General features: G+C 57.8%; 22 protein-coding genes and 4 pseudogenes. 15 read left to right on the top strand and 11 right to left on the bottom strand.

Annotated features, from left to right (window positions below):
- Positions 1 to 16: 16 nt before the first annotated feature.
- From J7E36_RS25280 to dmeF, 3 genes and pseudogenes are all read left to right on the top strand, one after another.
- Positions 17 to 208, top strand: a pseudogene (locus J7E36_RS25280) (type I methionyl aminopeptidase); the annotation flags it as partial.
- Between the two features lie 152 nt (positions 209 to 360).
- Positions 361 to 636 (top strand): metal/formaldehyde-sensitive transcriptional repressor, encoded by a 276-nt coding sequence (locus tag J7E36_RS11890; protein WP_215003050.1) that lies wholly within the window; start codon positions 361 to 363, stop codon positions 634 to 636.
- A complete protein-coding gene (gene dmeF, locus J7E36_RS11885) occupies positions 633 to 1,553 on the top strand; it encodes a CDF family Co(II)/Ni(II) efflux transporter DmeF (protein ID WP_215003048.1) in 921 nt (306 codons plus the stop codon). Before J7E36_RS11890 ends, dmeF begins: the two co-directional genes overlap by 4 nt.
- An 83-nt stretch (positions 1,554 to 1,636) precedes the next feature.
- Here the strand turns inward: dmeF and J7E36_RS11880 are convergent, their stop codons facing one another.
- Positions 1,637 to 3,262: a methyl-accepting chemotaxis protein gene (locus J7E36_RS11880; RefSeq protein WP_215003046.1), complete on the bottom strand. Its 1,626-nt coding sequence runs from the start codon at positions 3,260 to 3,262 to the stop codon at positions 1,637 to 1,639.
- 248 nt (positions 3,263 to 3,510) lie between these two features.
- Positions 3,511 to 4,308 (bottom strand): NAD(P)H-dependent oxidoreductase, encoded by a 798-nt coding sequence (locus tag J7E36_RS11875; RefSeq protein ID WP_215003044.1) that lies wholly within the window; start codon positions 4,306 to 4,308, stop codon positions 3,511 to 3,513.
- Between the two features lie 84 nt (positions 4,309 to 4,392).
- On the opposite strand from J7E36_RS11875, the gene J7E36_RS11870 reads away from it, so the two are divergent.
- Positions 4,393 to 5,313: a LysR family transcriptional regulator gene (locus J7E36_RS11870; protein ID WP_215003042.1), complete on the top strand. Its 921-nt coding sequence runs from the start codon at positions 4,393 to 4,395 to the stop codon at positions 5,311 to 5,313.
- Between the two features lie 99 nt (positions 5,314 to 5,412).
- Here the strand turns inward: J7E36_RS11870 and J7E36_RS11865 are convergent, their stop codons facing one another.
- The 3 genes and pseudogenes from J7E36_RS11865 to J7E36_RS11855 form a co-directional block, all read right to left on the bottom strand.
- A complete protein-coding gene (locus J7E36_RS11865) occupies positions 5,413 to 7,062 on the bottom strand; it encodes a RopAA-2 (protein WP_215003040.1) in 1,650 nt (549 codons plus the stop codon).
- A gap of 388 nt (positions 7,063 to 7,450) precedes the next feature.
- Positions 7,451 to 7,570 (bottom strand): annotated as a pseudogene (locus J7E36_RS11860) (cysteine hydrolase); the annotation flags it as partial.
- A gap of 101 nt (positions 7,571 to 7,671) precedes the next feature.
- Complete coding sequence (locus J7E36_RS11855) at positions 7,672 to 8,373, bottom strand: MBL fold metallo-hydrolase (protein ID WP_231286424.1); 702 nt, start codon at positions 8,371 to 8,373, stop codon at positions 7,672 to 7,674.
- Here J7E36_RS11855 and J7E36_RS11850 point away from each other — a divergent pair.
- A complete protein-coding gene (locus J7E36_RS11850; protein WP_215003038.1) occupies positions 8,363 to 9,415 on the top strand; it encodes a GlxA family transcriptional regulator in 1,053 nt (350 codons plus the stop codon). The genes J7E36_RS11855 and J7E36_RS11850 overlap by 11 nt on opposite strands.
- A gap of 114 nt (positions 9,416 to 9,529) precedes the next feature.
- Here J7E36_RS11850 and J7E36_RS11845 read toward each other — a convergent pair whose 3' ends face one another.
- From J7E36_RS11845 to J7E36_RS11830, 4 genes are read right to left on the bottom strand one after another with little or no spacing between them, the layout of a single operon-like run.
- The gene (locus tag J7E36_RS11845; RefSeq protein WP_215003036.1) at positions 9,530 to 10,603 is read right to left on the bottom strand and encodes a polyamine ABC transporter substrate-binding protein; all 1,074 of its coding nucleotides are present in this window, start codon (positions 10,601 to 10,603) and stop codon (positions 9,530 to 9,532) included.
- A gap of 44 nt (positions 10,604 to 10,647) precedes the next feature.
- Positions 10,648 to 10,989 (bottom strand): cupin domain-containing protein, encoded by a 342-nt coding sequence (locus J7E36_RS11840; RefSeq protein ID WP_215003034.1) that lies wholly within the window; start codon positions 10,987 to 10,989, stop codon positions 10,648 to 10,650.
- Entirely contained in the window at positions 10,986 to 12,410 is a 1,425-nt protein-coding gene (locus J7E36_RS11835) for an NAD(P)/FAD-dependent oxidoreductase (protein WP_215003033.1), read from the bottom strand. Before J7E36_RS11835 ends, J7E36_RS11840 begins: the two co-directional genes overlap by 4 nt.
- A 57-nt stretch (positions 12,411 to 12,467) precedes the next feature.
- Positions 12,468 to 13,268, bottom strand: a complete 801-nt coding sequence (locus J7E36_RS11830) for a helix-turn-helix domain-containing protein (protein ID WP_215003031.1) — start codon at positions 13,266 to 13,268, stop codon at positions 12,468 to 12,470.
- A 262-nt stretch (positions 13,269 to 13,530) separates the two neighbouring features.
- Between J7E36_RS11830 and J7E36_RS25545 the strand changes: the two are divergent.
- The 4 genes and pseudogenes from J7E36_RS25545 to J7E36_RS25410 form a co-directional block, all read left to right on the top strand.
- Positions 13,531 to 14,613, top strand: a pseudogene (locus tag J7E36_RS25545) (methyl-accepting chemotaxis protein); the annotation flags it as partial.
- Entirely contained in the window at positions 14,587 to 15,492 is a 906-nt protein-coding gene (locus J7E36_RS25540) for a methyl-accepting chemotaxis protein (RefSeq protein ID WP_435304171.1), read from the top strand. The pseudogene J7E36_RS25545 and the gene J7E36_RS25540, both read left to right, overlap by 27 nt.
- Before the next feature lie 42 nt (positions 15,493 to 15,534).
- Positions 15,535 to 16,455: a substrate-binding domain-containing protein gene (locus J7E36_RS11820; RefSeq protein ID WP_215003029.1), complete on the top strand. Its 921-nt coding sequence runs from the start codon at positions 15,535 to 15,537 to the stop codon at positions 16,453 to 16,455.
- 452 nt (positions 16,456 to 16,907) lie between these two features.
- Complete coding sequence (locus J7E36_RS25410; protein WP_231286423.1) at positions 16,908 to 17,327, top strand: hypothetical protein; 420 nt, start codon at positions 16,908 to 16,910, stop codon at positions 17,325 to 17,327.
- Here the strand turns inward: J7E36_RS25410 and J7E36_RS25405 are convergent.
- Positions 17,316 to 17,414 (bottom strand): annotated as a pseudogene (locus J7E36_RS25405) (TetR/AcrR family transcriptional regulator); the annotation flags it as partial. The gene J7E36_RS25410 and the pseudogene J7E36_RS25405 sit on opposite strands and share 12 nt — an antisense overlap.
- 127 nt (positions 17,415 to 17,541) lie before the next feature.
- Here J7E36_RS25405 and J7E36_RS11810 point away from each other — a divergent pair.
- Together J7E36_RS11810 and J7E36_RS11805 are read left to right on the top strand one after the other, a co-directional pair.
- On the top strand, positions 17,542 to 18,192 hold the full coding sequence (locus J7E36_RS11810) for a DJ-1/PfpI family protein (RefSeq protein WP_215003025.1): 651 nt from the start codon (positions 17,542 to 17,544) through the stop codon (positions 18,190 to 18,192).
- Between the two features lie 20 nt (positions 18,193 to 18,212).
- Positions 18,213 to 18,749: a DUF2867 domain-containing protein gene (locus J7E36_RS11805; RefSeq protein WP_215003023.1), complete on the top strand. Its 537-nt coding sequence runs from the start codon at positions 18,213 to 18,215 to the stop codon at positions 18,747 to 18,749.
- Here the strand turns inward: J7E36_RS11805 and J7E36_RS11800 are convergent.
- The gene (locus J7E36_RS11800; protein WP_215003021.1) at positions 18,730 to 19,674 is read right to left on the bottom strand and encodes a tyrosine-type recombinase/integrase; all 945 of its coding nucleotides are present in this window, start codon (positions 19,672 to 19,674) and stop codon (positions 18,730 to 18,732) included. The genes J7E36_RS11805 and J7E36_RS11800 overlap by 20 nt on opposite strands.
- Before the next feature lie 196 nt (positions 19,675 to 19,870).
- Between J7E36_RS11800 and J7E36_RS11795 the strand changes: the two genes are divergently transcribed.
- From J7E36_RS11795 to J7E36_RS11780, 4 genes are all read left to right on the top strand, one after another.
- Positions 19,871 to 20,941, top strand: a complete 1,071-nt coding sequence (locus J7E36_RS11795; RefSeq protein WP_215003019.1) for a DNA-binding protein — start codon at positions 19,871 to 19,873, stop codon at positions 20,939 to 20,941.
- A gap of 80 nt (positions 20,942 to 21,021) precedes the next feature.
- Positions 21,022 to 21,366, top strand: a complete 345-nt coding sequence (locus tag J7E36_RS11790) for a hypothetical protein (protein WP_215003017.1) — start codon at positions 21,022 to 21,024, stop codon at positions 21,364 to 21,366.
- A 32-nt stretch (positions 21,367 to 21,398) separates the two neighbouring features.
- Positions 21,399 to 21,857 (top strand): hypothetical protein, encoded by a 459-nt coding sequence (locus tag J7E36_RS11785; RefSeq protein WP_215003015.1) that lies wholly within the window; start codon positions 21,399 to 21,401, stop codon positions 21,855 to 21,857.
- Between the two features lie 471 nt (positions 21,858 to 22,328).
- Positions 22,329 to 22,934, top strand: coding sequence for a cation transporter (locus J7E36_RS11780; RefSeq protein ID WP_215003013.1), 606 nt, complete (start codon positions 22,329 to 22,331; stop codon positions 22,932 to 22,934).
- Positions 22,935 to 23,104 lie beyond the last annotated feature (170 nt).

The following is a 23,104-nucleotide window of genomic DNA, read 5'->3' as shown; positions in this document are numbered from 1 at the left end:
CTCAACTGCTCGGTGAATGGTGTTCACCATCGAGCCCATGCTCAACCAAGGCACCTGCCACGTGCGGACCGAGGCAGATGGCTGGACGGTCGTTACCCGGAACGGGACGCTCTGCGCGCAATTCGAGCACACCGTTGCGGTGACTTCGCCGGGTGTCTCGGTGCTGACGTTGCGATCGGATGAGGTGGACAAAATTTCTGATGCGTAACCTGGATCTTCTCGCGGTCGTCCAGGCTGCATGTCAGCAAGGACAGCGGAGCAATCCGGTTTGAGTAAAAAGGCCGTTAAGAGACCCCGTGTCATTTGGAAGTCCCGCCCACATGTTATCCTTGCCACCAATATAGGATAGGGGGGTAGGCTATGGCGCATACACACTCGGGAAAAGAAGAACTGCTCAAGCGCGTCAAGCGCATTGCCGGGCAGGTACAGGCAATCGAACGCGCACTGGAGGGCGAAGCCGACTGTGGGAAGACCTTGCATCTGGTGGCGGCGACCCGTGGGGCAATAAACGGCCTGCTCGACGAAATCATCGAGGACCATGCCCGGGAGCATGTCGCAAAGCCTGGCCTGACCGATCAGGAGCGGGCGCAGGGCGTGGAGGAACTGCTCGAAGCCATCCGCCGGTATTCAAAATGAGGGATACGTCGAGCACTCACTCCGTTCATAGCCACAACTTCCTGGGCGCCGGCCACGACGCCAATGCCAAGCGCACATTGTGGGTCGTGGCGCTCACGGTGGTGATGATGGTGGGCGAAATATCCGCCGGCTACATCACCGGCTCGATGGCGCTGCTGGCTGATGGCTTCCACATGGCAACCCATGCCGGCGCACTGGGAATCGCGGCGGCAGCGTATGCTTACGCACGCAAGCATTCGGAAAGTTCCGCCTACAGTTTCGGCACCGGCAAGGTGGGTGACCTGGGAGGGTTCGCCTCAGCGTTGATCCTCGGCCTGATCTCGTTAGGCATCGGGGTCGAATCGGTCCTTCGGCTTCTCGAACCGTCCCAGGTGCAATTCACAATGGCGACCCTGATCGCGGTCATCGGACTGATCGTGAACATCGTCAGTGCCTTGCTTCTGGGCGCAGGTGGGCATGGTCATGCCCATGACCATCACGGTCATTCCCATGGCCAGGACAACAACCTGCGCTCCGCTTATGTCCACGTGCTTGCCGATGCAGTCACCTCGGTCATGGCCATCGTGGCATTGTTGGCCGGCAGGTTTCTGGGGTGGGTATGGCTCGATCCGCTCATGGGCATCGTGGGGGCAGTCGTCATTGCCCGCTGGGCGTGGTCCCTGATGAAAGATACCGCGTCGGTATTGCTTGATAAAACGGACGAGCACGTTGCCGAAGAGATCCGGGCGCTGCTTGATCAGGCCGGCCAGTTCCGGCTAACCGATCTGCATGTGTGGCGTGTGGGGCCAGAAGCCCGTGCTGCCATCGTCAGTGTGCACGGGCCGCAGGCGCTTTCTGCCGATGATGTGCGTGCCGCGTTGACCGCGGTAGATGAGGTGACTCATCTCACGATCGAATACAGGACGGTGGGAAACTAGCCGCTCGCCATTATTTATGGAACAAGCATGGCTAAAGCCTCTGGAAGGTCCTGCGCGGACCTTCCAGAGTCATGGCTGGGCTGTCAGGTCTTGAAACGCAGCACCATATTGTTCAAGTTCACCGCGAGTTGCGACAGCTCGTTGCTGGCAATGAGCGTTTGACGCGTTCCCTCGCTGCTTTGCACTGCCAGGTCGCGAATGCTGACCAGACTCCGATCAACATCACGGGCTACATGGGCCTGTTGCTCGGACGCCGTTGCGATCTGCAGGTTACGGTCGTTTATTTCCAGGACGGCCTGGGTGATTTGTTGCAAGGACTGCCCGGCGTCCTCCGCCGTTTTTCGAGTGCTGTGCACTTCCTGGGTGCTCTTGTGCATCGACTCTACTGTGGCAGAAGAGCCTGCCTGTATCGCCGAGATCATCTGTTCGATTTCCTGAGTAGACGTTTGCGTACGATGCGCCAGGGCGCGCACTTCGTCTGCAACCACTGCAAAACCTCGGCCTTGTTCGCCTGCCCGCGCCGCTTCGATTGCGGCATTCAATGCCAGCAGGTTGGTCTGTTCGGCAATGCCTCTGATGACGCTCAGTACTTTGCTGATGTCTTGGGCCTGGCCAGCCAGCGCCAGGACTTGTGCGGATGAGCCTTCCACCAGGCTCGTCAGCGTACGCATGGCTGCCAGGGTCTCGGTGACACGTTTATTGCCCAGGTCGGCCGACAGGCTCGATTGTTGGGCCGCCTGAGAGGTTGACGTGGCATTGCGAGCAACTTCTTCGACGGCTGCGCTCATCTCGTTGACTGCTGTAGCGGCTTGCTCGATTTCGCTGTTCTGTTGCTGCAATGTTCGGTCAGCGCCTTCAGTGATGGAGGTCATTTCGACGGCGGCAGTGCTCAATTGTGTAGACGCACCGGCGATTTCCAGAACCGTGCGCCGCAGCTTCTCGGACATGATGTTGAGCGCCTGCATCAAACGGGCTGCTTCGTCTCTGCCGGTGACCTCAAGCTGGCGCGTCAGATCGCCTTCGGCAATGTCTTCAGCCAGCTTCAACGATGCATTGATTGGCTCGACAATGCTGCGCGTCAAGATGATAGCGAGGAAGACGGTAAGCGTCAGCGCGACGAGTACAACAGTCATCAGAACGTTGACACTGTGGTTATAGACTGCCGTGGCAGTGGCGCCTGACTGCTGCGTATCTTTCGCATTCAGCTCGCGCAGGGCAGTGAGTTTTTCTTGATAAGCGCTGGCGCGGTTAGCCTGCTCCGAGTTGGCGAAGGCAACGGCTTTGTCATGGTCAGAAGTGTCCATAGCAATAACCTGCTTCAGTCCATCGAGGTAGGTGTTCATCGCGATTTGAGAATTATCGAGCAGCGCGCGGTCCTGATCGCCTGCCATCAGGTTATGCCGATAGAAGTCGCTGCGAGACTGCAGCGTATCCATTGCTTGTCGTACTTTGGCTTGCGATGCGCTTTTAACGGAGGGGTCGGTGCTGGCGAGCATTCTGATGCTCTCGAGGCGTGCATGCAGAAGTGCAATCTGAATGTCATCGATTACTTGAATGCTAGGCAGTGAATTTAATTCTATGTCTTGTTCTGCGGTACGCAAATGGTCGATTTGAACGTAGGCGAACCCTCCCAGCCCGATTAGAAGCAACGTGATTGCACCAAAGCAAAGTGCAGCTCTGCGCGCGATATTGAGAGATCTCAGGTTCATGGTTGGCTCCGGTGGCGTCAGGACGGCGCGCGACGTGACGCCTTCCGGGGCTGGCCCTTCGCCAGCCATCACAGGATTGGCCAAAGCAGATGAAAATTCCGTGAGCTGTGTGTGGTTTTTTTGAGAATGACGGCAGCCCCAGGATTTGGTGAGCGCCTAATTTCAAGCGCACTCGATCCAGGTTGCTCTTCGTCCGGCGATCCCCCGCTTCAACCTTCAGAAAATGCCCACCCTTTGCCAGCACATTTCTAGCCTTCAGGCGTCTTACTCTCAAGGCTATGGATGCCCAGGTCGTGGCGGCCGGGCACAAGATGCGCTTTGAGCGTCAACGCCGGAATTTCATAGTCACCGGCATTCTGGCGACGAAATGGCAAGGGCTGATCATCGAACAGGTTATCCAGCCGAGCAGCATAGGCGGCGCATAACTGTTCGAATCGAGCGGCGTCCATTTTGCTGGTTTTATAGACAGGGAAGGGTGGCATGACCGTGAACCCAGGATAGAACAGTACCCCATGCTGGATAGGGAATAGCAGGTCATCGAGCGCACCGTTTACCCCTCGACCACTGTAATGGGACTCCCAGCCCCCCATGGTGACCACCAACATTGCCCGCTTTCCCTCCATGCGACCTTCGCCGTAGCGGTCGCCCCAGTGGCTTTCGCTGTGCTCGCCGACACCGTAGGCAAATCCATAGGCGTAAACGCGTTCGACCCAACCCTTGAGGATCGCTGGCATCGAGAACCACCACAGTGGAAATTGAAAGATCACGGCGTCTGCCCATATCAGCTTGGCCTGCTCCTGCTCGATGTCTGCCGGTTGGCTGCCAGCGGCCAATACACGCTGCGATTCCATGGCTGGATTGAAAGGGATTTCGTCGTCATAGCCTGGGGCGTCGTCTGGATCGAGAGGCGCCTTCCAACGCATATCGTAGAGGTCCGAGACCTTGACCTCGTGACCTGCGGTTGTCAGGTGAGCGATCGCAAAATCCTTGAGCGAACCATTGAGCGAACGGGGCTCGGGGTGGGCGTAGATCAGCAGCAGTTTCATAAGGGGCTCCAAGTGGATGTAGGCCTCACCGTAACGACGGATCCGATATGATAGAAATGAATTTCCGAAACATATGGTATTTACATGCACAATACCTTGCGCCGTCTGGATCTCAATCTGCTGGTCACGCTGGATGCATTGTTGTCCGAGCAAAACGTGACACGGGCGGCGCGGTTGCTGAACCTCGCTCAACCGACCGTCAGCCTGCAATTGGGTCGGCTGAGAGAAATCCTGGACGATCCATTATTGCTCCCCGGGCCCCGGGGCATGTCGCCTACCGAGCGTGCTCGTGAGCTGCGCGGGCCGTTGCGGGAAGCGCTGGTCGCTTTGGAAGGCGCACTGACGCCCAGTGTCACCTTTGAGCCTGCACTGTCTGATTTGACCTGGAGAGTTGCTGCCAGTGATTACGCGACAACCGCTTTAGTCTGGCCATCGCTCGCCGTGCTCAGGCACCGGGCCCCCAATACGCGCCTGGCGCTGTTGAGCAAAAATCCGGTTAACCTTGCCCATGATCTGGAAAACGGCCAGCTCGATCTGGCGCTGCACACTCGCGATGAAGCGTCGGCAAAACTGCGCCAGCGCTCTTTGGTTCACGAACGCTACGTGCTGGCAGGGCGGCGCGGCCATCCCGCCTTGGCAAGCAAGCTCTCGCTCAAAGCGTTCTGCGGCCTTGAACATGCCATTATGTCACCCAATGGCGCCGGGTTCGTTGGGAGTACCGACCAGGCACTGGCAGCCAAAGGTCTGGAACGACGCGTCGTATTATCAGTGCCTAACTTCAACTCGCTCGTCTCGGCATTGGCCCACAGCGACCTGGTTGCGGTGGTGCCGGAGCGGCTGGTGCGAAATGACCCGGCACTTCACGTCCAAGTGCCTCCACTCGCCATTCCAGGTTTTGAAATGCTCCTGTTATGGCCCGAACGGCTGCACCGGGATCCCGCTCATATGTGGCTACGCGAACTCATCGCCTCGACGTTGCAAACAGCCTCTGGGTCAGAGGTTTAATAGACCAATGATGGTCAGCGAAGGGCAGCCGACCCCGGATCGCTCAACCCATGTCCACCGATGCGCCAGCTTTAATGACCCAAGGCCGGATGCATACCGCTATACGACATCGCCGTCATCTTGAGCAAGGGGACGCGCGGGCGCCGAAGACGATGCTTGGGTCTGCGTAGCGGCGAGCGGTTGCAGGGGCATGTTCTGGCCTTGAACAGCCGAGCCTTGAGCGGTGCGTCCGCCGCGTTGCCTCAGGGCGCCAACGCCTTTGGTCCAGGCCGATTGGGAGGCGTCGCCGATGGCACTGGCGACGCTGACAACCCCGCCCCCAGCGGCTTGAACTGCATGTTTGGTGTGGTTGGCGCCTGAAACAGCTGTCTCCTTGGCAAATCTGGCGCTGGTGAGCGATGTCTTGAGTGCAATTTCACCGCCTTTGACCGCGACCCTGCCAACTGCATCCGCGCTGCCTTCTACGACCTTGGGCACATGCGCATCGACAGCAGCGGTGGCTTTTTTCGGCAACGATCCACCGAGCGAGGCCCCTGCTGCCCACAACCCGAAAGCAAGGGTGCCCAAGACGTTTTTTACAGCCTCCCTGACTGCGGTAGTCGCCATTTTGCCCAGCGCCTTGGACTGGGCCAGGTTGGCCGTGGCGGTGGTGCCCGCGCCCATTGCAGAAAAGCCGCCAATCAACAGACCATTCCCTACAACGCTGACCGGGTCAGCTATCTCTTTCAAGGCATCGCCGCTGATGACCGCATTCAGCGCCGTCGCCGCGCCTTCACCCAGCCGCGCGGAAACCATCTTGACCAACGCCGTGGCATCGAGGTCTTTCAACGTATTGAAGTCATCCAGCCATTCAGTGTCTTGATCGATAGGCTTATGAGCCTGCCCCTCCGCTACAGCATCTCGACGACCGTAAAGCATTGCCGGGTCAGCCAAGTGATTGGTGCGGTCGCGACTGACGTTGTAATGCTCGATTGCCATGCCCACGATGATCGCCGTGACCGGTCGCAGTGCCGGTTGCAGGATCGCATCCAGGTTCTCTTTGCCAGCAGCCGTCATGGCAAGCGTCGAGGCGTACATGGCGGTATTGCGTACGGCAAACCCGGTCAGCCACTTATTGGCTTCGTCGAAGGCATTGCGCAATGGGCCCTTATCCAATGCCAGCAGCTTTTCCGCCACAGAGGCTTGAAGCGCCGGGTGCAGTGTGTTGCTGTCAGGTTTAAGGTAGTAACCAGGCTTGAAGCCAGCGATCGCCTTGTTGCCCGCAGCATCCGCCATACCGGCATACAAGCAGGCCATGGCGTTTTCTATCGCCGCTTCGCGGACCGTATTGGCATGCACGCCCGCTACCTGGAGGATGGAAGGCTGGAAATTGCCGGCCTCGGTAAGCGCCGCAAAGGGCGTCCCCCCCATCCCTGACTTTATTGACGCAAACAGCCTGTCGGCTCTGGAGGCGTTTTTCTCCGCCTTTTCCATGTCATGGACGGTATTGCCCTGCGCCTCCAGCCGTTGGGCACGGTCATTGCGAATGGCGTTCAGCTCCGCGTTACGGGCGCTTGAAGTAGGCGCAGCGGGTTGACCGGAGTCCGGGTCTGTTTCCAGGTGAGGCTCGAAATGGTTATGCAGCCGCACGCTGATCGCTAACCCGGTAGAGCCGAGGTTAGGTGCATGAGAGACCTGTTGCGCGGCTTCCTGCTGCATCCCATCAGGTACATGAGTGGCGTGGCTTGTACTGACATTGATCGTATCCATGGCACTACCCTCTGAGTGATTGGCAGATGGAAGAATGCCAATGACCCTGGAGGCCTGCGTGGCCTATCCAGCAGTCACTTCCCGCTCCGACACATCTCGACCTGGATGCTATGAGCGGCGACATCCTTGCACTTGAGTGGCCGTGCCGACAGAAGGGGTTCCAAAGGATTTAATAAAAGTGAAATAAGACCCTCAAGCTTCAATGAATAGGCAAGCTGGAGCATCACACTATTATTTTTGGCTCAGGGTTACTATCGAAAGTCCGGAAGCAACGAAGGTCAATCCTGCCACCAGATTGAGCCCGTTGACCACCTTCGGCTTTCGTTTATGGCACCTATTACCACGAGCTCCTGGATATCAGCGGCTTCCAACTGCTGCTGGAGATCTGTCGCGAGTGGCTGATCACCCGGACAGCATTCGCGACAGCCGCTTCGATGCCGATTGACGGTAATTGGCCGGTGGGCAGGTATTCGCTTTGCAGATCAATGACTACAAGGCCACGTTTCATGGGCGATCTCCGGTCGGATTATCCGAGCATGGGACGGGGTGTTACAGGCCGAGGTCGAGCGGTAGAGCGCCTACCTTCATTGCGACCTCAAAAAGTTTAAGTCAGAACTCCAGCGAAGCACCGTCTTCCGGTATGTCTACGCGACTCTCGATACCGTGCTCTTTGACGTAACTGCGCAATTCCTTGCGGCTCAGGGACATATGGTTGATTGCATCCATGTGCACGGCGACGATTCTGGCGTTTGCAGCGGTCTGAGAAGCCCGCAGCACATCCTCCTCGCCCATGATGATCGACCCTTCAAACCCGGCCATTTTTGCTTTACCCGCATTGAGCACGATGACTTCGGGATGATACTTCTCGATGGTCTGGTCGACCTCTTTACGCCAGATCGTGTCACCCGCCAGGTAAAGCGTCTTGTAGCCAGGCGCTTGAAAAACCACGCCCATGGCTTCGCCCAGAGGCTTCGCGAGCGCCGGTACCGCATACATCTCATCGGTACCGTGCTGGCCACCGGTCTTGGTGATTTTGACGCCGCCGAACTCAGCTGTGTCCGTCAGTACGCGTACATTCTTGAAGCCCTGGGAACGAATCAACTTCGCATCATCCTCATGCTGCGTGTACAGCGGGATGTCTTTGGGCAGCGCTTTTTGTGCGGCATCGTCCCAGTGGTCGAGGTGCGTATGAGTCACGATGACGGCGTCGACACCAGAGATCACTTCTTCGGGCGAAATGACATATTTCGATATAATCGGGCCACCCAACCTTTGGTATTCGTGAATGTAGGGCTGACCGATGCAATCCATACGTGTAGCAGTTCTGGCTTTTGACGGCGTGAGCCTGTTCCATCTTTCCGTGCCGGGAATGGTGCTGGGGGCGGCGCAGTCCACACCCGGCGAACCACACTACACGGTCAGCTACTGCGCAGAAACGCCGGGCATGGTGACGAGCGACCAAGGTCTCGACCTGGCGGTCGCCCATGGCCTCGAGCTGTTCGAGGCATCGGATGTGATTGTTATCCCGGCGTGGGGCGATCAAATGACCGCGGCATCTTTGCCGCTGATCAAAGCGCTACAGGTCGCCAGTGGCCAGGGAAAGCTCATCGTAGGGCTGTGCCTGGGCGCCTTTGTGCTCGGCGATGCCGGGTTATTGAATGGCAAGGAAGCGACCACTCACTGGGCAGCACGAGAAGCGTTTGCGCGACGTTTCCCCGCCGTTCGCTTCAGGCCCGAAGTGCTCTATGTGAGTGATAGCAATATCATGACCTCGGCCGGAACCGTGGCGGCAATCGACTGCTGCCTTCACCTGGTGCGCCAGAAGCTCGGCGCCGACGTGGCGAACCGCACCGCGAAGATGCTGGTGACGCCTCCACACAGACAAGGCGGCCAAGCTCAATACGTCGAGCATCCCGTGCCGCAACTCTCCAGCGAGACTCATCTGTCCGATGTACTGGCGTGGGCTCGGGAGAGCCTGGCCAGTGATCTGTCGCTCGACGTGCTGGCGGACAGGGCGAAAATGAGCCGGCGCACATTTACTCGGCGCTTCAGAGAAGCGACCGGCAGTACCGTCTCGAAATGGCTGAATGCTCAGCGCGTCGTCAGGGCGCAAGCGCTGTTGGAAACGACTGACCTGCCGATCGAATGTGTTGCCGGCGAAGCAGGATTTGGAACACCCTTATCGTTGCGTCAACAGTTCGGCATTCACCTCGGCACCTCGCCTTCCGAGTATCGGCGTACATTTTTCCGCGAAATGAATCCGGACGCTAAGGCGGGCAGCAGTGAATCTGCTGCCGAGCCGGTGAATCAATCCTCTACACCACTTTCCAGGCGAAATCGTAAAGCCAGCTGACTTCAGGACGCAGGTCAGGGAGGTGAGGGTGCCATATTGCGTTTCGTAGGTGTCGCAGCTGCTGGTGCGAGCTTGTGCGCCAGTATTGCGTCCAGCGCCGGTCGGCGACAGGCCTCATTGCCCGCTTTTAACCCGGCTCCAGACCCGCGTGCGCAGCCGGTCGTTCTCTAACGGCACCGCCTCCAGAACGAAGAGTTTCTTCATCACATTGTCAGGCGGATACACCATCGGGTCGTTGAGAATGGCCTTGTCGACCAGCCCTTCGGCGGCGCTGTTGCCGTTGGCATAGTGCACGTGATTGCTGATGCCAGCCATCACCTTGGGGTCCAGCAGGTAGTTGAGAAATTCGTACCCGGCCTCTTCATTCGGTGCATCGGCGGGCATGGCGACCATGTCGAACCACATCGGTGAGCCTTCCTTGGGGATGGCGTAAGCAATCTGCTGGCCGTTCCCGGCCTCATTAGCGCGCGCCGCGGCCTGCATCACATCGCCGGAAAATCCCACGACCAGACACACGTCCCCCGTTGCAAGGTCGCTGGTGTACTTGGAGTTGTGGAAGTAACTCACATAAGGCCGCACGTTGAGCAGCAGGGCCTGCGCCTTCGCATAGTCGGCCTTGTCCTTGCTGTGGTGGGGCAGACCAAGGTAGTTCAAGGCGATGGGAAGGATCTCGGGACCGTTGTCGAGCATAGCCACACCGCACCGGGCGAGTTTCTTCATGTTTTCCGGCTTGAACACGATGTCCCACGAGTCTATCGGTACATCACCCAGGACCGCCTTGACCTTGGCCACGTTGTAGCCGATGCCGGTGCTGCCCCACAGGTAGGGGAAACCGTAGCGGTTGCCGGGGTCATTGGCCTCAAGAACTTTCATCAGGGTCGGGTTGAGGTTGTGCCAGTTCGGGAGTTTGTTGCGGTCCAGCGGTTTGAGTGCGCCAGCCGTGATCTGTCGGGCCATGAAATGGTTGGACGGGAACACCACGTCATACCCTGAACGGCCGGCCATCAGTTTGGCGTCGAGCACTTCGTTGCTGTCGTACAGGTCATATTGGGTCGGGTGACCGGTATGGGTGGTAAAGTTTTGCAGGGTATCCGGAGCGATGTAACTGCTCCAGTTGTAGATCCTGACGGTGTCTGCCGCCTGAGCGGTAGACGCGATCAACAGTAACGGAAAGATCGACTTCAGCATGCGAGACCTCAACCTTTGTTCCAGGCGTTATGGATGAAGGCAGTTCAGAAAATCAGTACGTAGCTTTTGCGAACGGTTTCTTGTACATCCCAGATTCCCGTCGTGTTCGCGGGGAACATCAACGCGTCGCCGGCCTGGATATGAAGGGCCTCACCACCATCAGGGGTGAAGGTGCAACGCCCCTGAATGAAATGGCAGAACTCCTGTTGCAGGATCTGGCGTCGCCAGCGCCCGGGAGTGCATTCCCACACGCCGGCCTCCACACCGTCGTCACGTTCGACGCAAGCAGTGGCAACGTGTGAAAGCGACTCGTCCAGCGGTACACCCACAGCGCCCGGCTCACCGAGCGGCAAACGGGCGGTATCGCGAAAATGATCGATCTTCATGCAAACGGTTCCTTGTGCTTCATCAGACGTTCCATGCAACCGGCCAGGCCTGCCGCCATCTGGCGGCGCCAGCGCGGCGCATGGAGGTTGGCCAATACCTGATCCTCGTGGACGAAGCTCTGGATAATGGCGTTGTAACCCAGCCAGCGCAGTGGCTCAGGCTCCCATCGTGGCAACGAGGCCAGGGGACGATCATCCAATACCCAGGGCTGGCGAATCAGCTCGTTGTCATGGCCAAGAATCAACGCCGCCAGGGTTCGACCGCCCAGATTACTGGCGCCTACGCCTTCACCTCCGTAGCCACCCGCCAATGCGATCCGCTGGTGACGGTCGGCGAGCATATGGGGGTGAAAGCGCCGAGCAATTCCCAGATTGCCGCCCCAGGCATGAGTCAGGCGCACATTGCGCAAGATCGGAAACAGTTCGCTAAACAAGTGTTGCCGCAGTTCTCGTTCGGCCTGGGTGAGGGTGAAGTCACTGCGCAGGCGACCGCCAAAGCGATAACCACCGCGGGCGCCAAACACCAGGCGATCATCTCGGCTGCGCTGACCGTAGGTGACTTGTCGGCTGTTCTCGCTGAAAGCCTGGCCACGGGTCAGGCCGATTTCGGCCCATACATCGGCCGGGAGCGGCTCAGTCGCGACGATCAGGCTTTGCGCGGCCAGTTGATGGTTGTTCAACGGGGGCAGGGTGCTGGCATACCCCTCTACCGCCGGCACCACCCAATCGGCGCTCACCCGACCGTGCTCGGTTCGAACCTGGCCTGGCTTCCAGTCGAGCACCGCGCTTTGCTCGAAAATGCGTACACCCATCCGTTCGACGGCTTCTGCCAGCCCGCGCACCAACCGTGCAGGTTGGATGGTCGCGCAGTGAGGTGAATACAGGGCGCCGTATGCCTGGGCGACATTTAATTGTTCGCGCAAGGCCTGAGGGCTCAACCAGCGGTAGTCGTCTTCATCCAGGCCTTGCGCACGGGCGGCATCGAGTTGTTCGCGCAGGCGCCGTTCTTGCTCGGGATAACGCGCCGCGCAGTACAGCACGCCGCCTTTACGCAGTTCGCAATCGATGCCTTCGAGCTGGCATACCCGCGCCACCTCGTCGGGGATCCCGTGCAGTAGTTGGTAGCCGCCGTGGCGCTGAGCGTCAGGTAAGGGGCCCAGGAGCCGGTCTTCGCCGAGCAGGTTCCCCATCAACCAGCCGCCATTGCGGCCCGAGGCGCCGAAGCCGGCAATGTGCGCTTCAACGATGACGATGTTCAGGTGCGGTGCTTGCTGTTTAAGGTAATAGGCCGTCCAAAGGCCGCTGTAACCGGCGCCGATAATCACAACATCTGCTTGCAGATCCTGATGCAACGCCGGGCGCGGCATTAGCGCCCCACCCAGTTGCTCCATCCACAAACTCACTCCACCCCAGCCAGCCATCACATGCCCCATCGGTTGATTGCCGACGGAGATTAATGCGCTGCGAGGGGGGCTGTGTTATCTGCGGGCACGCGCGCAATTGGCTTTCAACCACGCCTTGGGGGTGCAGCCGGTATGACTACGGAACGCCTTGTAGAACGCCGAGGTGGAATTGAATCCCGCGCTCACGGCCAGGGCATCGATGGGCGCGTTTTCATCGTGATTGACCAGACGTTCCAGCAGGTAGGCCAACCGCGCCTGGGTCACGTAGCGATAGAAGCTTTGTCCCAGCACCTGGTTCAGCAGGTAGGACAGCTGATTGCGACTGTACCCGGTGTCGCTGGCAATCCGTGCAAGGTCCAGGTCTGGGTCGAGGAATGGCTGCTGGCGGGTAAAATAGTCGTCCAGGTCTCGCGCCATGAACGTCAATTGACGAGCCGAGAGACCCAGTTTACTGATGGCGGGAGCGTGGCGCCCGGTCCGGGGCTCGTTGTCGCGCACCAGTGAGGCGTATTCGTTTATGCGAAGGATCAGACCATCACATACCGTGATTGCTTCACTGGTGCGAAACACCACTCGCTCGCCGCTGCCCTTCAGAGCCGTCTGATACTGGATGAAGGCGGTACAGCCATCCGCACGGATACGGTCGTTGTGTTCAAGATACTCATCGGGATGACGCGGCAACGTGCCAGTGATGTAAGCGCGCAACTCGGTCAGGCCCATGCTGCGGTTCTGGAAAAAATCGTTGTACTGCACGTGCGGGTGATAAATCGCAAGAATCGCCTCCAAGTCGCGGTGTTTCCACGCCATGTGGTAACGCAGCACCACTTCGAGGGTCAGCGTTGTCTGTTCGGTGGTATCGGGTGGAAGGAGAGGCATTGGCTGATCGGCGTGACGACTGGGCTAGCGCCAGTCTAGCCATGCAGTGGTTTGCTGAACAGATACAGCCGCCTCAAACCTAAGCTTCCCAAGGGCTACGCAAAGCGACAGGATCGGTTTCGTCCAGTATCTTGCTGGCGCCGGTTGGCCTAAAGTTGTCCCCGCAGACGCCGATAGTTTCTGAGACAGACAAAAATTTCCCGGTTGTGCGGTTTGCACGCGACCTTCGATCGACTCCACAAAAAAAATAAAGAGGGTAGCCATGACCATTCTCCAGCGGGTGATTGGCGGGTTTGCTGTGTTGGTGGTGCTACTGCTCGGCATGGCGGGGATCAGCTATCAGAGCACTCATTCGATCAGCGACCGGCTGACGATCATCACCGGCCAGTCCGCGCCGTTGAGCCGCGCCGCCAGCGAGCTCTACGTGCATATCCTGCGGGCCAACCAGGCACTGCTGGCGGTTCTGATCAGCAATGACCCCAAGCAGATAGATGAAGGCAAGCAGCCTTTCACCGACAGCCTGACGCGTTTCAACCAATTGATCGAAAGCGTGCCAGCTTATATAGGTGATCGTGCGGCTCTGCGTGACAACCTGACCCAGCAACGCCAACTTAGCGGGGCCTATGCCGAGCAGGCTCAGGCATTGATGGCCACCCATCGCCAGCATGTGGCACAACTGGCTCGAACCAGGATATTGCAACGGTACAGCAGTAGCCAGGCGGCGCAATTGACGGGCTACCTTCGCGATTACATCGCACGCCAACGCAGCGCCGGCGTCGATGAAAATGCTGCCGCAGCGGAGAAGCTGCTTCTGGAAGTCAATAAATCTTACGACGGACTGGCCGCCCATGCCGCCACGCCGGATATCGCCATCCTGCAGCGCCTGCTTAACCTGCAGGACGAAGTCATCAAAACGCGCATGCAGGCGTTTTTGGCTGTTGATCCCCGGGTGGGCCGCATCGTCGGCGTGATGGTCAATCGTTTGCTCAACGACATGACCGGTGATGACGGCACTTACCGCGCCTACCAACAGGAGGCAACGCTCGCCGCACAAGTGGCCCAGCAACGCCAGGCAGCAGAAAGCCGGTTGCAGGCGACCCTGGACATGATCGGTCAGTTTGGCAGCCAGTCTCTTGAAGTGGCCAGCGCGGCCAAAAGCGATGCCGATGCCACCATCAGTACCAGCCTCAGTTTGCTACTGATCGCCTGCGTGCTGGCCGTATTGGCCGCCGTGATCATCGGCACCTGGGTCGCCTTCAGCCTGCGTCGCCCGTTGGCAGCCTTCCGCGAAGTCCTCAAGCAGCTTACCGGTGGCGACATGCGAGTACGTTTCAATGTCAGCCGCAAGGATGAGTTCGGCGAGCTGGGCGGCTACCTCAACGAGTTGACTCAGTCGTTGCAGGCCACCTTCCGCCAGCTGATCGGCTCAGCCGACACCTTGGCGCAGTCCGCCAGCGATAACGCCTTGGTCAGTGAACAGACCACAAGGGCCGTGGATGAACAAAAGGACCGTCTGCATTCTGCGGCCTCGGCCATGACCGAGATGGAGAGCACCGTGGAAGAAGTCGCCCGCCGCGCGAACGACACGCGCAGCGCAGTGGATCAAACCAGCGACCTGAACCAGAAAGTGCAGCAACGGGTAGCCGAAACGATCAGCAACATCCGCCAGCAGGCAGACCAGGTTAACAAAGCCGCAGCGGTTACCGACGAACTGCAAAAGTACGGGCAAAAGATCGACGGTATTGTCGATGCAATCCGCACGATTGCCGAGCAAACCAACCTGCTGGCCCTCAATGCCGCCATTGAGGCAGCCCGTGCCGGTGAACAGGGCAGGGGCTTTGCGGTGGTAGCCGACGAGGTGCGCTCCCTGGCGAGTCGCACTCAGTCGTCGACCAGCGAGATTCAGGAGATGATCGGCCAGATGCAGGGCAAGATTCACTCGGTGGTGCAGGTGATGAACGAAAGCCAGGTGCAATCCAACCACTGCGTCACGCTTGCGTCGGGCGCCGACGAGTTATTGGTGGCGATGGGCGAATCGGTAGGCGCGATTCGCGACATGAACATCCAGATCGCGGCGGCCACCGAGGAACAGAGCTCGACGGTGCAGGAGACCAGCCGCATGGTCACCCAGATTCAACGACTCGGCCCAGCAGGCCGCAGACGGTGCCGATCAGACGGCCAGCAGCAGCCAGGGGCTCTCAGTCATGGCCAAAGAACAGCGTGAGCTGCTTCATCATTTCAGCGTATGACGCTCAGGAGACCGAACATGAAACAGTGGTTAAAGCTTGCCCTGAGTGCCAGTTTTTGTGTCAGTACCCTGATCCATGCCGACCCGCTTCTACTGGGCGTCGCCATGGCCAAATACGACGACAACTTCCAGACCATCCTGCGCAATGGCGTACAGAAGCACGCCACTGCACTGGAAGCCGACATCTTCATGGAGAACGGCCAGGACAATGCCGAGTTGCAGATGCGTCAGGTGCGAAACTTAATCAGTTCCAAGGTGGACGCGATCATAGTCGCAATGGTCAGTGACAAAGGTGCCCCGGAAATGATGCGACTGGCGGATGCCGCGAAAATCCCGCTGGTGTTCGTCAATCGAAATCCGCCAGCCGGCCAATGGCCTTCGCTGAGCGCCTACGTGGGCTCCGACGAGCTGGAGTCCGGCACCTTGCAGATGGAAGAGCTGGCCCGTCGAGCCAACTACAAAGGCAACGTGGCGGTGCTGGTCGGCGACCCGAACAACGCAGCGTCGGCGTTGCGCACCCAAGACGTGGAAAAGGTCGTCGCCAAATACCCCAACATGAAGATCGTCAAGAAAGAGGTCGCCAACTGGGAACGCAGCCAGGCGGCGACCATCCTCGTGGACTGGGTCAAGCAGGGCGTGGACTTTTCGATTGTCGCCGCCAATAACGACGAAATGGCAATTGGCGCAATCATGGGCCTGGAGAAAGCTGGCAAAAACCCGAAGGATTACTGGGTCGGCGGCATCGACGGCACGCCGGACGGCTTGAAACTGATGGCCGACGGCAAGATGGCCGTCAGTGTGTTCCAGGACGCCATCGGCCAGGCCAACGGCTCAGTAGACGTCGCGCTGCGCCTGGCCCGTGGCGAGAAACCGGACTCGCAACTGCTTTGGGTTCCCTTCAAACTCATCACTCCGGAAAATCGCCAGCAGTTCGAGTAGCGGCTTGATCCCGGTGTTGATTGCGCTGAGTGCTGCAACAAGACGCGAGGATGTAAATGCGTAGGACGACATACCAAACCAAGGCCTGAACTGGCATGCGAGCATCCGAACCTTGGGCCGCCCCTGTGAAAATCCGCGCATGCGGAAATTGCATATGGCTGAACAACTTGCTCCGAGCATTGTTGGGGCAGTCGGGCAGTAGACGGTGCTTGGAGGGAGCCGCCGCGGAGTGAGAAGCACGATTCACAATCTTACGTGCGTCCAGGCCCGAAGCTCTTTGACCGGTTGAGCCAAGTCCCGCACAAGTGGGCAAAGAGGTGAAAGCGCTTCTGCGCGAGGGCGGATGTATCTTTCCAGCGGAGAACGAATGAACGGAGGGCAGCGGCTCGCAATTAGCTAATGATTTATGCCCGCCACGGTGGAAGAGCCCCTTCGAAAAGTGAAAAGGCTCGATGCAGGAAACTGTTGAAGCGAGCGGTATCACGCCGCAGCCCAGTCTGTTGGCCACCAATCAGGCACAGATGGGCCACCCGACCAATCACTTCTGCTTCGCCTGGCATATGGACCAGGCGGCGGCACGTTCGTATGGCGAAATCCAGTCGCCTCGTGTCGACACGCTGTTGAAATTCGGCTACCAACGGGTCGTGCAGCGACCAGGCTCGGATGGAAACTTCCCGCTCAGGTTGTTTCTCAGTGGCAATACTCAAGTAACGTTTCAAGATTTCACCCGCGCTGCGACCTTGCGCCGCATAGGTGAGCATACGGTCCGTGTAGTCTTGTTCCCAAGCGGCCAGCAAGGTGCGGACAAAGTCTTCGCGATTACGGAAATGGTGATAGAACGATCCGCGAGTTACATTCAATCGGCGCGCTAGACTCTCGGCCGAAACGCCAATATGTCCTACCTGGTCGAGGGCCTCAAAACCAGCCGCGATCCAATGGTTGCGAGTTAGTTTTCCCACCCGTTATTTCGCTCCATATTTTGCGCCATACAGACTGTGTATGGCGTGCAACCGATTGATACGCTGCGAAAACCAGCCAAAGCTGGCCGTTGCGTTCTACACGCTAGCACTTTTCATGGAGCTCGCCTTGAAGAAAATCGTTCTGGTTGCTTTCGACCGATTCACTGATATCGACCTATTCCTGATGTGGGACATTTTAGGCCGCAACACTGACGACTGGCACGTCAGGATAGTGGGTGCCAGCTCTATCGTCCGATCGGCGCACGGCCTGCCTGTTTCAGTGCACGGCCCACTTTGCGAGGCCAACAGTGCCGACGCGGTATTGTTCGTCAGTGGCAAGGAAGGGATACCCGCTGCACTTGCCGCCCCAGATTTCCTGCCGTCGTTTGAGCTTGACTCCAGACGCCAGCGAATCGGCTCCATATGCGCCGGAGCGTTCATTCTCGAACGGCTTGGGCTGCTCAGCGGCCAAGCAACCACGCATCCGGATGCACGATCGAGCTTGCAAGCTCTGGGGCTTGAGTCCGTGGACCAGCCTCTCGTATGCCAGGGGAACGTTGCAACCGCTGGGGGGTGCCTTTCGGCGCTCTATCTGGTCGGATGGTTGGTTGAATCCTGGTTCGATGTCGACAAGCGCCGTGCGACGTTGCTCCCTGTTCTGCCAGCCGGGCAGCAAGAGCTATTTGATGCCTTGATCGGGCTCAGTATCCGACAAGGGGCGTTATACGACAATCCAACGCACCTGGAAGCACGACATAGCATGTCCTCTAATTGGTAGAACTCAGGAGAGATCCCCCGATGCCCCGAGAATTTGAGCTCATTACATCCGTACCAGTCCCCTTGCGGTCCGGCATCACCCACCTTTATAAGTCGATGAACCTGGCCGACGCTTTTGCGATCCGACTCCCGGCGGGCAGCTCCAGCAATCCAGAATTGCTAGCTCGATTTATCCTTGCCCACCAGCCATCCTGGGTCGGATGGCTCATGCAAGTCCGGGACACTGTCGTTGCCTGTTTCGGTCTCAAGACAGCCAGGCATTTGGCATCACTTGCTGATCGGATTCAAATCTTCAAGGTCTACAGCAAGAGCCAGACTGAAATCGTGTTGGGGGAGGACGACAAACACCTCGATTTCCGGATATCGATCCTATTTTCTGAAGAGGACGAATCAGAAGGCGGTCGTCAACTCGTTTTTTCAACCGTGGTCCAGTGCCACAACCGTCTAGGCCGAGCCTATATCTTCGTTATTGCCCCATTTCACCGCTTGGTGGTCAAAGCCAGCCTCATCCGTGCAGCGCGCATCGGTTGGCCTATGGCTATCTGCCCCGAAGGCTGAGAGCCGGGCGCAAAGCCATTCCGCCAAACGACACGCTGGCATCCACATAGCGCAACGCGGACTTCATGTCTTTCCAACCCACGTACCCCATCAGTCCCTTGATATCCCAACCGTTCGCTGACGCCCAGGTCGCAAAGCCACGCCGCATCGAGTGGGTGCTATACAGGTCCGCTGGCAACCCTGCCTCTTTAAAAATGCGCCGCAGCACCGGGATCAGGCTATGCGGCTGCATGGCTTCGCCTGACAGATTTCCCCAGCGATCAATCCGCTGGAACACCGGGCCTTTCGCAATCCCGGCAACGGTTATCCAATTGATGTAGGCCTCAACGGGGCAGAGCATGGCGAGCGCCGGCGTCTGGAAGGTCGATCCTTCATGCTGGCGGTCACCCTTGGTATAAGGCAGGAAGAAAGTAATGCCTTCACCGCTTGAGGCTTGGGTGTTTTCCACCGTCAGCCTGGCCAACTCATCCCCTCGAAAGCCACGCCAGAATCCAATCAAGAGCATCGCTACCGCGCGACGGTGTCGAACCAGGGATTTGTAATCGCCACGTTCAAGCGCAGTTGCAGCTTCCCCTTCAAGCCATGTAACCGCCTGCTCCAGATGCTTCAGCAGCAGCGGGGCGGCCTGTTTGACTTGTGCAGGGTGCACGACCCTGATGCCTTTGATCATCTGGCGAACGTCAGGCGTCTTGGTCGGATCAGGGAAGCCCTGGGTGATGTGCCATTGCGCAAGGGCGGCCAGGCGCTGCTTCAGGGTGTTGACGGAGAGCTTGTCGGCGTACTCCGCCAGGTAGCGAACGACGCCCGCGCCAGTCGTGGGCAGGTATCCGCCCCAAGTGACCTCGAAGTGCTCGATCGCCGCCCGGTAGCTTTTTCGAGTGTTGTCCCGGGTGCCGGCGCTGAGGTACCGATCTGCCTTTTCCATCGTTTGCCGCCTTCGAAATCGGAGCATTACTGCCTGCATACGCCGCTGGGAGGTTTTCCGGCTCCGCTATGGGGTCAAGAAGCCATAAACTACTATTATGTGTTCCTATAACATCCAGATCAAACCATGTAGAATCTTTGTAACGCGTTATGTATCTACATGACATGTAACATAGTACGAAATCGTAGGAGATCCCATGGCCCGTGGCGGAATCAACAAAGCTGTAGTGCAGAAAGCACGTCAGGCGCTCCTGGCCAGGGGAGCCAACCCCAGCATCGACGCCGTGCGTGTAGAACTCGGGAATACGGGCTCCAAGACAACGATTTCTCGTTACTTGAAAGAGCTTGAGCCCTCCAACCTAGAGCCTGTGACCTCACGTGAACGCATGGGCGAAACGCTCAATGGCATGGTGCAAACGCTGCTGGATCAGCTGATGGAGGAGGGCCAGGAAGTCATCTCCCAGGCGACTGCAGCTTTTGAGCAGCAGCGTGGCGCGCTGGAACACCAGCTCGTCGAGCTCAGATCGGAGCTGGCTAGCGCTCAACGTCATCTGGCCACCCAGCAGGCCGCGATAGAGACCCAAAGCGCTGAACTTGCATCCACCTTGTCCTCGCTTCAGGCTGAGTTGACGCGCAACGCTCGCATCAGCCAGCGCTGCACCGACCTGGAATCCCTGGTTGCTGAGAAGGACAAGCACATCCAATCGCTGGAGGAAAAGCACGTTCAGGCTCGCGGGGCGCTCGAGCACTATCGAGAAGCGGCGAAGGAGCAGCGCAATCAGGATCAACGCAAGCACGAATCCCAACTGCACGAGATGCAAGTTGAACAGCGCAAGCTGCGAGAGACCATCGCCATGAAACAGGACGATTTGACGCGGCTGAATCGCGATAACGAACGCCTGCTCGGTGAAGCCAGGCAGCAAACCAGAGCCCTGCACAGTCAGGAGGCCCTGGTTCAGTCTCTCCACACTCGAATAGAGGCGCTCCGCCAGGGTGAGGCCAAGTCCGCTGGAGTAGCCGAGCATCTCGTGGAGCAGATCTCGGTCCTGCGTGAAGAGGTGAAGGCGCTCCACAAGGCCGCCGCTGTAGCCGATCTGCGTGAGCAAGAGACCATGGCGCTGGTAGCGTCGCTTCAGAAAGAGAATGAGCAGCTTCGGCAGGCAGAGATAGCAGCGTCAGGCTTGGAGGAGGGTAGTGATGCTTCCTCAGGGGCAGACGATAAGCCATTCGCCGGGCACACCAAGCCTTCGAAGCGGCCTGGGAGATGAAGCGTGGATCAGATCGTAGGAAATCCGCGGAGCATGGCCGGGGCACGTCCGCTTGGATGTCTAGCAGAACCCTGCTTTAAATGATTGGTGGTTTTGGCGTTAACGCTGTTAAAAAATTTCTGACTGTTGTCCTGGCCGGCGTCGGTGTTGTTTGTTCTGTGTTAGCTGATGAGTCTTCCAAGGACGAATTAGTCGACATAACTGTGCGAGACCTTTCTGCCATTCACCAACTGATCGTTTCCTCTCATCCAGGCACGATAGATCAAGAAAATAAACGCTTTACCGAGTGGGTTGATACACGTGGCAATCGGGTGGCAACAGCTTGGTTGGGGCCAGGATTCTGTCCGCTTTATTGGGTGGAAAGCTTGTTGAAAGCCTGGATCAATCCTTGCGTTCGTACGCAATGTGGAGGGTCTCGCCACTAGCGCTTGCAACACTGGATAGCGCTGTAGCCGCCATGGAAAGCGATTACGGAAAAAGCAGCGACGCCTACACGTTTGTTTCAGGTTTGCGTGAATCGATGAGCGCTGCGCTGGTGGAGAGGAATGACTGGTTACGACAGCCAGATACGGCTTCGATCAATCAGGAGCGCTCTAAAGATTCGAATCCAAAAACTTTTAACGGGCAGCTTGTGCTGGTGACGGATTCATTCTGTGCAAGTGCCTGCCTGGATTTTGCCGATGCGGTTCTAGCCGTTCCTGGAGCGATGCATTTTGGTTTACCTACGAGCGGTGACACGTTGTATATCGACATTGGCAATCAGGTCTTACCCAGTGGGGCTCAGTTCTGGTTGCCCTTGAAGGTCTGGAGAGGACGAGTGCGGGGGAATAATCAAAGTTATGATCCGCAGTACGTTTTCGATGGCGACATCAATGACGCGCCAGCGGTTCAAAAGTGGGTGCTTGGTTTCTTTTGAGCAATAAACGAAACGACCAAACATCTTGTTTAACATAATATACATTATGCGAACCAAAGGATTATCTCAGTTGACGCCCTGGGCAGGCTTTTTCGCTGTGCTGCCGCTGTTTGCTACGACCGGGAATGCCGCACTCCCGTAACTGACAAGCACGTAAAATCGACAATGCCGGACGCTATGTATTGCAGTCTGCGGCGGGAGTCGTCGCAGACTCCGAGGCCGAGGAGGAATGGAATGAAGCGGGAGCGAAGATCAAGTCGTTTTCCCGAGCGATGAGACTGCGTATGAAAGTGATGTTAGTCGTCGCCTTGACAGCTTTGTGTATGTGAAAACCGAAGTGAGTGATTAGATGACTGCACCGTTTTCACATCGTGACAGCCACACTCTTCACGCCTGAACCCTGCGAGCCAATATTAGGGAGATCTGTTCATGGCGTAACAGACACCCTCTTTACTAAATCGGGACAGAAAAATGAATGCATCATCGTTGCCTGGTACCAACTCGGGTTTGCGCCGTGCTGTAGCCATTGTTGGGCTCGCAAACCTGGCCTATTTTTTTATCGAGTTCGCAGTAGCGCAACGAATAGGATCGGTCTCATTGTTCGCCGACAGCGTTGATTTCCTGGAAGACGCAGCAGTCAATTTCTTAATCTTCGGCGCACTGGCGTGGTCAGCGAGAAATCGGGCGCGGATGGGGATGGTGTTGGCGGGTATCCTGTTGATTCCGGCGCTTGCTCTGTTTTGGACTGCATGGCGCAAATTCCATGCACTTACACCTCCGGACCCTTGGCTCCTGAGTACTACAGGGTTTGGCGCGCTAATCGTCAACGTAAGTTGCGCCTTCTTGCTGGTCAAATTCCGCCATCACAGCGGTAGCTTAAGCAAAGCCGCTTTCCTGTCTGCACGTAATGACGCCTATGCGAATATTGCGATCATGACCGCGGGGGTGGTAACGCTTCAATGGGTATCTGGTTGGCCGGATCTTATCGTTGGCATCGGTATCGCAATCATGAACGCAGACGCTGCCAAATCGGTGTGGAAGGCCGCACGTGACGAACATGCTTCAGCAGACGCTTAACAGTTAAATCCTCTCTGGATTTCCAAGATTTTCATGGCTTGATATTGGGCTGGCGTTGCCGGGTTCCGGCGCGGATGTTTCAGGATTACCCATGCCTGCGTGGTTGGCGTCCCCCTCAATCTTTACGCTTGATGGCTTAAGGCTATCTGTCGATAATTGCGCCCCCACCA

Origin of the sequence: Pseudomonas fluorescens (assembly GCF_018614775.1) — a bacterium.
Classification (GTDB): Bacteria; Pseudomonadota; Gammaproteobacteria; order Pseudomonadales; family Pseudomonadaceae; genus Aquipseudomonas; species Aquipseudomonas fluorescens_BY.
This window is presented reverse-complemented; position numbering and strand designations above follow the sequence as displayed.

What these genes read in the sequence shown, in the direction of transcription:
- J7E36_RS11855 (WP_231286424.1), bottom strand. Translation starts at nt 8,373, where the DNA reads ATGGATTGCATCGGTCAGCCCTACATTCACGAATACCAAAGGTTGGGT.
- J7E36_RS11785 (WP_215003015.1), top strand. Translation starts at nt 21,399, where the DNA reads ATGGAAAGCGATTACGGAAAAAGCAGCGACGCCTACACGTTTGTTTCA.
- J7E36_RS11880 (WP_215003046.1), bottom strand. Translation starts at nt 3,262, where the DNA reads ATGAACCTGAGATCTCTCAATATCGCGCGCAGAGCTGCACTTTGCTTT.
- J7E36_RS11845 (WP_215003036.1), bottom strand. Translation starts at nt 10,603, where the DNA reads ATGCTGAAGTCGATCTTTCCGTTACTGTTGATCGCGTCTACCGCTCAG.
- J7E36_RS11890 (WP_215003050.1), top strand. Translation starts at nt 361, where the DNA reads ATGGCGCATACACACTCGGGAAAAGAAGAACTGCTCAAGCGCGTCAAG.
- J7E36_RS11805 (WP_215003023.1), top strand. Translation starts at nt 18,213, where the DNA reads ATGCCCCGAGAATTTGAGCTCATTACATCCGTACCAGTCCCCTTGCGG.
- J7E36_RS11835 (WP_215003033.1), bottom strand. Translation starts at nt 12,410, where the DNA reads ATGGCTGGCTGGGGTGGAGTGAGTTTGTGGATGGAGCAACTGGGTGGG.
- J7E36_RS11875 (WP_215003044.1), bottom strand. Translation starts at nt 4,308, where the DNA reads ATGAAACTGCTGCTGATCTACGCCCACCCCGAGCCCCGTTCGCTCAAT.
- J7E36_RS11820 (WP_215003029.1), top strand. Translation starts at nt 15,535, where the DNA reads ATGAAACAGTGGTTAAAGCTTGCCCTGAGTGCCAGTTTTTGTGTCAGT.
- J7E36_RS11790 (WP_215003017.1), top strand. Translation starts at nt 21,022, where the DNA reads ATGATTGGTGGTTTTGGCGTTAACGCTGTTAAAAAATTTCTGACTGTT.
- dmeF (WP_215003048.1), top strand. Translation starts at nt 633, where the DNA reads ATGAGGGATACGTCGAGCACTCACTCCGTTCATAGCCACAACTTCCTG.
- J7E36_RS25410 (WP_231286423.1), top strand. Translation starts at nt 16,908, where the DNA reads ATGCAGGAAACTGTTGAAGCGAGCGGTATCACGCCGCAGCCCAGTCTG.
- J7E36_RS11850 (WP_215003038.1), top strand. Translation starts at nt 8,363, where the DNA reads ATGCAATCCATACGTGTAGCAGTTCTGGCTTTTGACGGCGTGAGCCTG.
- J7E36_RS11840 (WP_215003034.1), bottom strand. Translation starts at nt 10,989, where the DNA reads ATGAAGATCGATCATTTTCGCGATACCGCCCGTTTGCCGCTCGGTGAG.
- J7E36_RS11780 (WP_215003013.1), top strand. Translation starts at nt 22,329, where the DNA reads ATGAATGCATCATCGTTGCCTGGTACCAACTCGGGTTTGCGCCGTGCT.
- J7E36_RS11795 (WP_215003019.1), top strand. Translation starts at nt 19,871, where the DNA reads ATGGCCCGTGGCGGAATCAACAAAGCTGTAGTGCAGAAAGCACGTCAG.
- J7E36_RS11865 (WP_215003040.1), bottom strand. Translation starts at nt 7,062, where the DNA reads ATGGATACGATCAATGTCAGTACAAGCCACGCCACTCATGTACCTGAT.
- J7E36_RS11870 (WP_215003042.1), top strand. Translation starts at nt 4,393, where the DNA reads ATGCACAATACCTTGCGCCGTCTGGATCTCAATCTGCTGGTCACGCTG.
- J7E36_RS11800 (WP_215003021.1), bottom strand. Translation starts at nt 19,674, where the DNA reads ATGGAAAAGGCAGATCGGTACCTCAGCGCCGGCACCCGGGACAACACT.
- J7E36_RS11830 (WP_215003031.1), bottom strand. Translation starts at nt 13,268, where the DNA reads ATGCCTCTCCTTCCACCCGATACCACCGAACAGACAACGCTGACCCTC.
- J7E36_RS25540 (WP_435304171.1), top strand. Translation starts at nt 14,587, where the DNA reads ATGCGAGTACGTTTCAATGTCAGCCGCAAGGATGAGTTCGGCGAGCTG.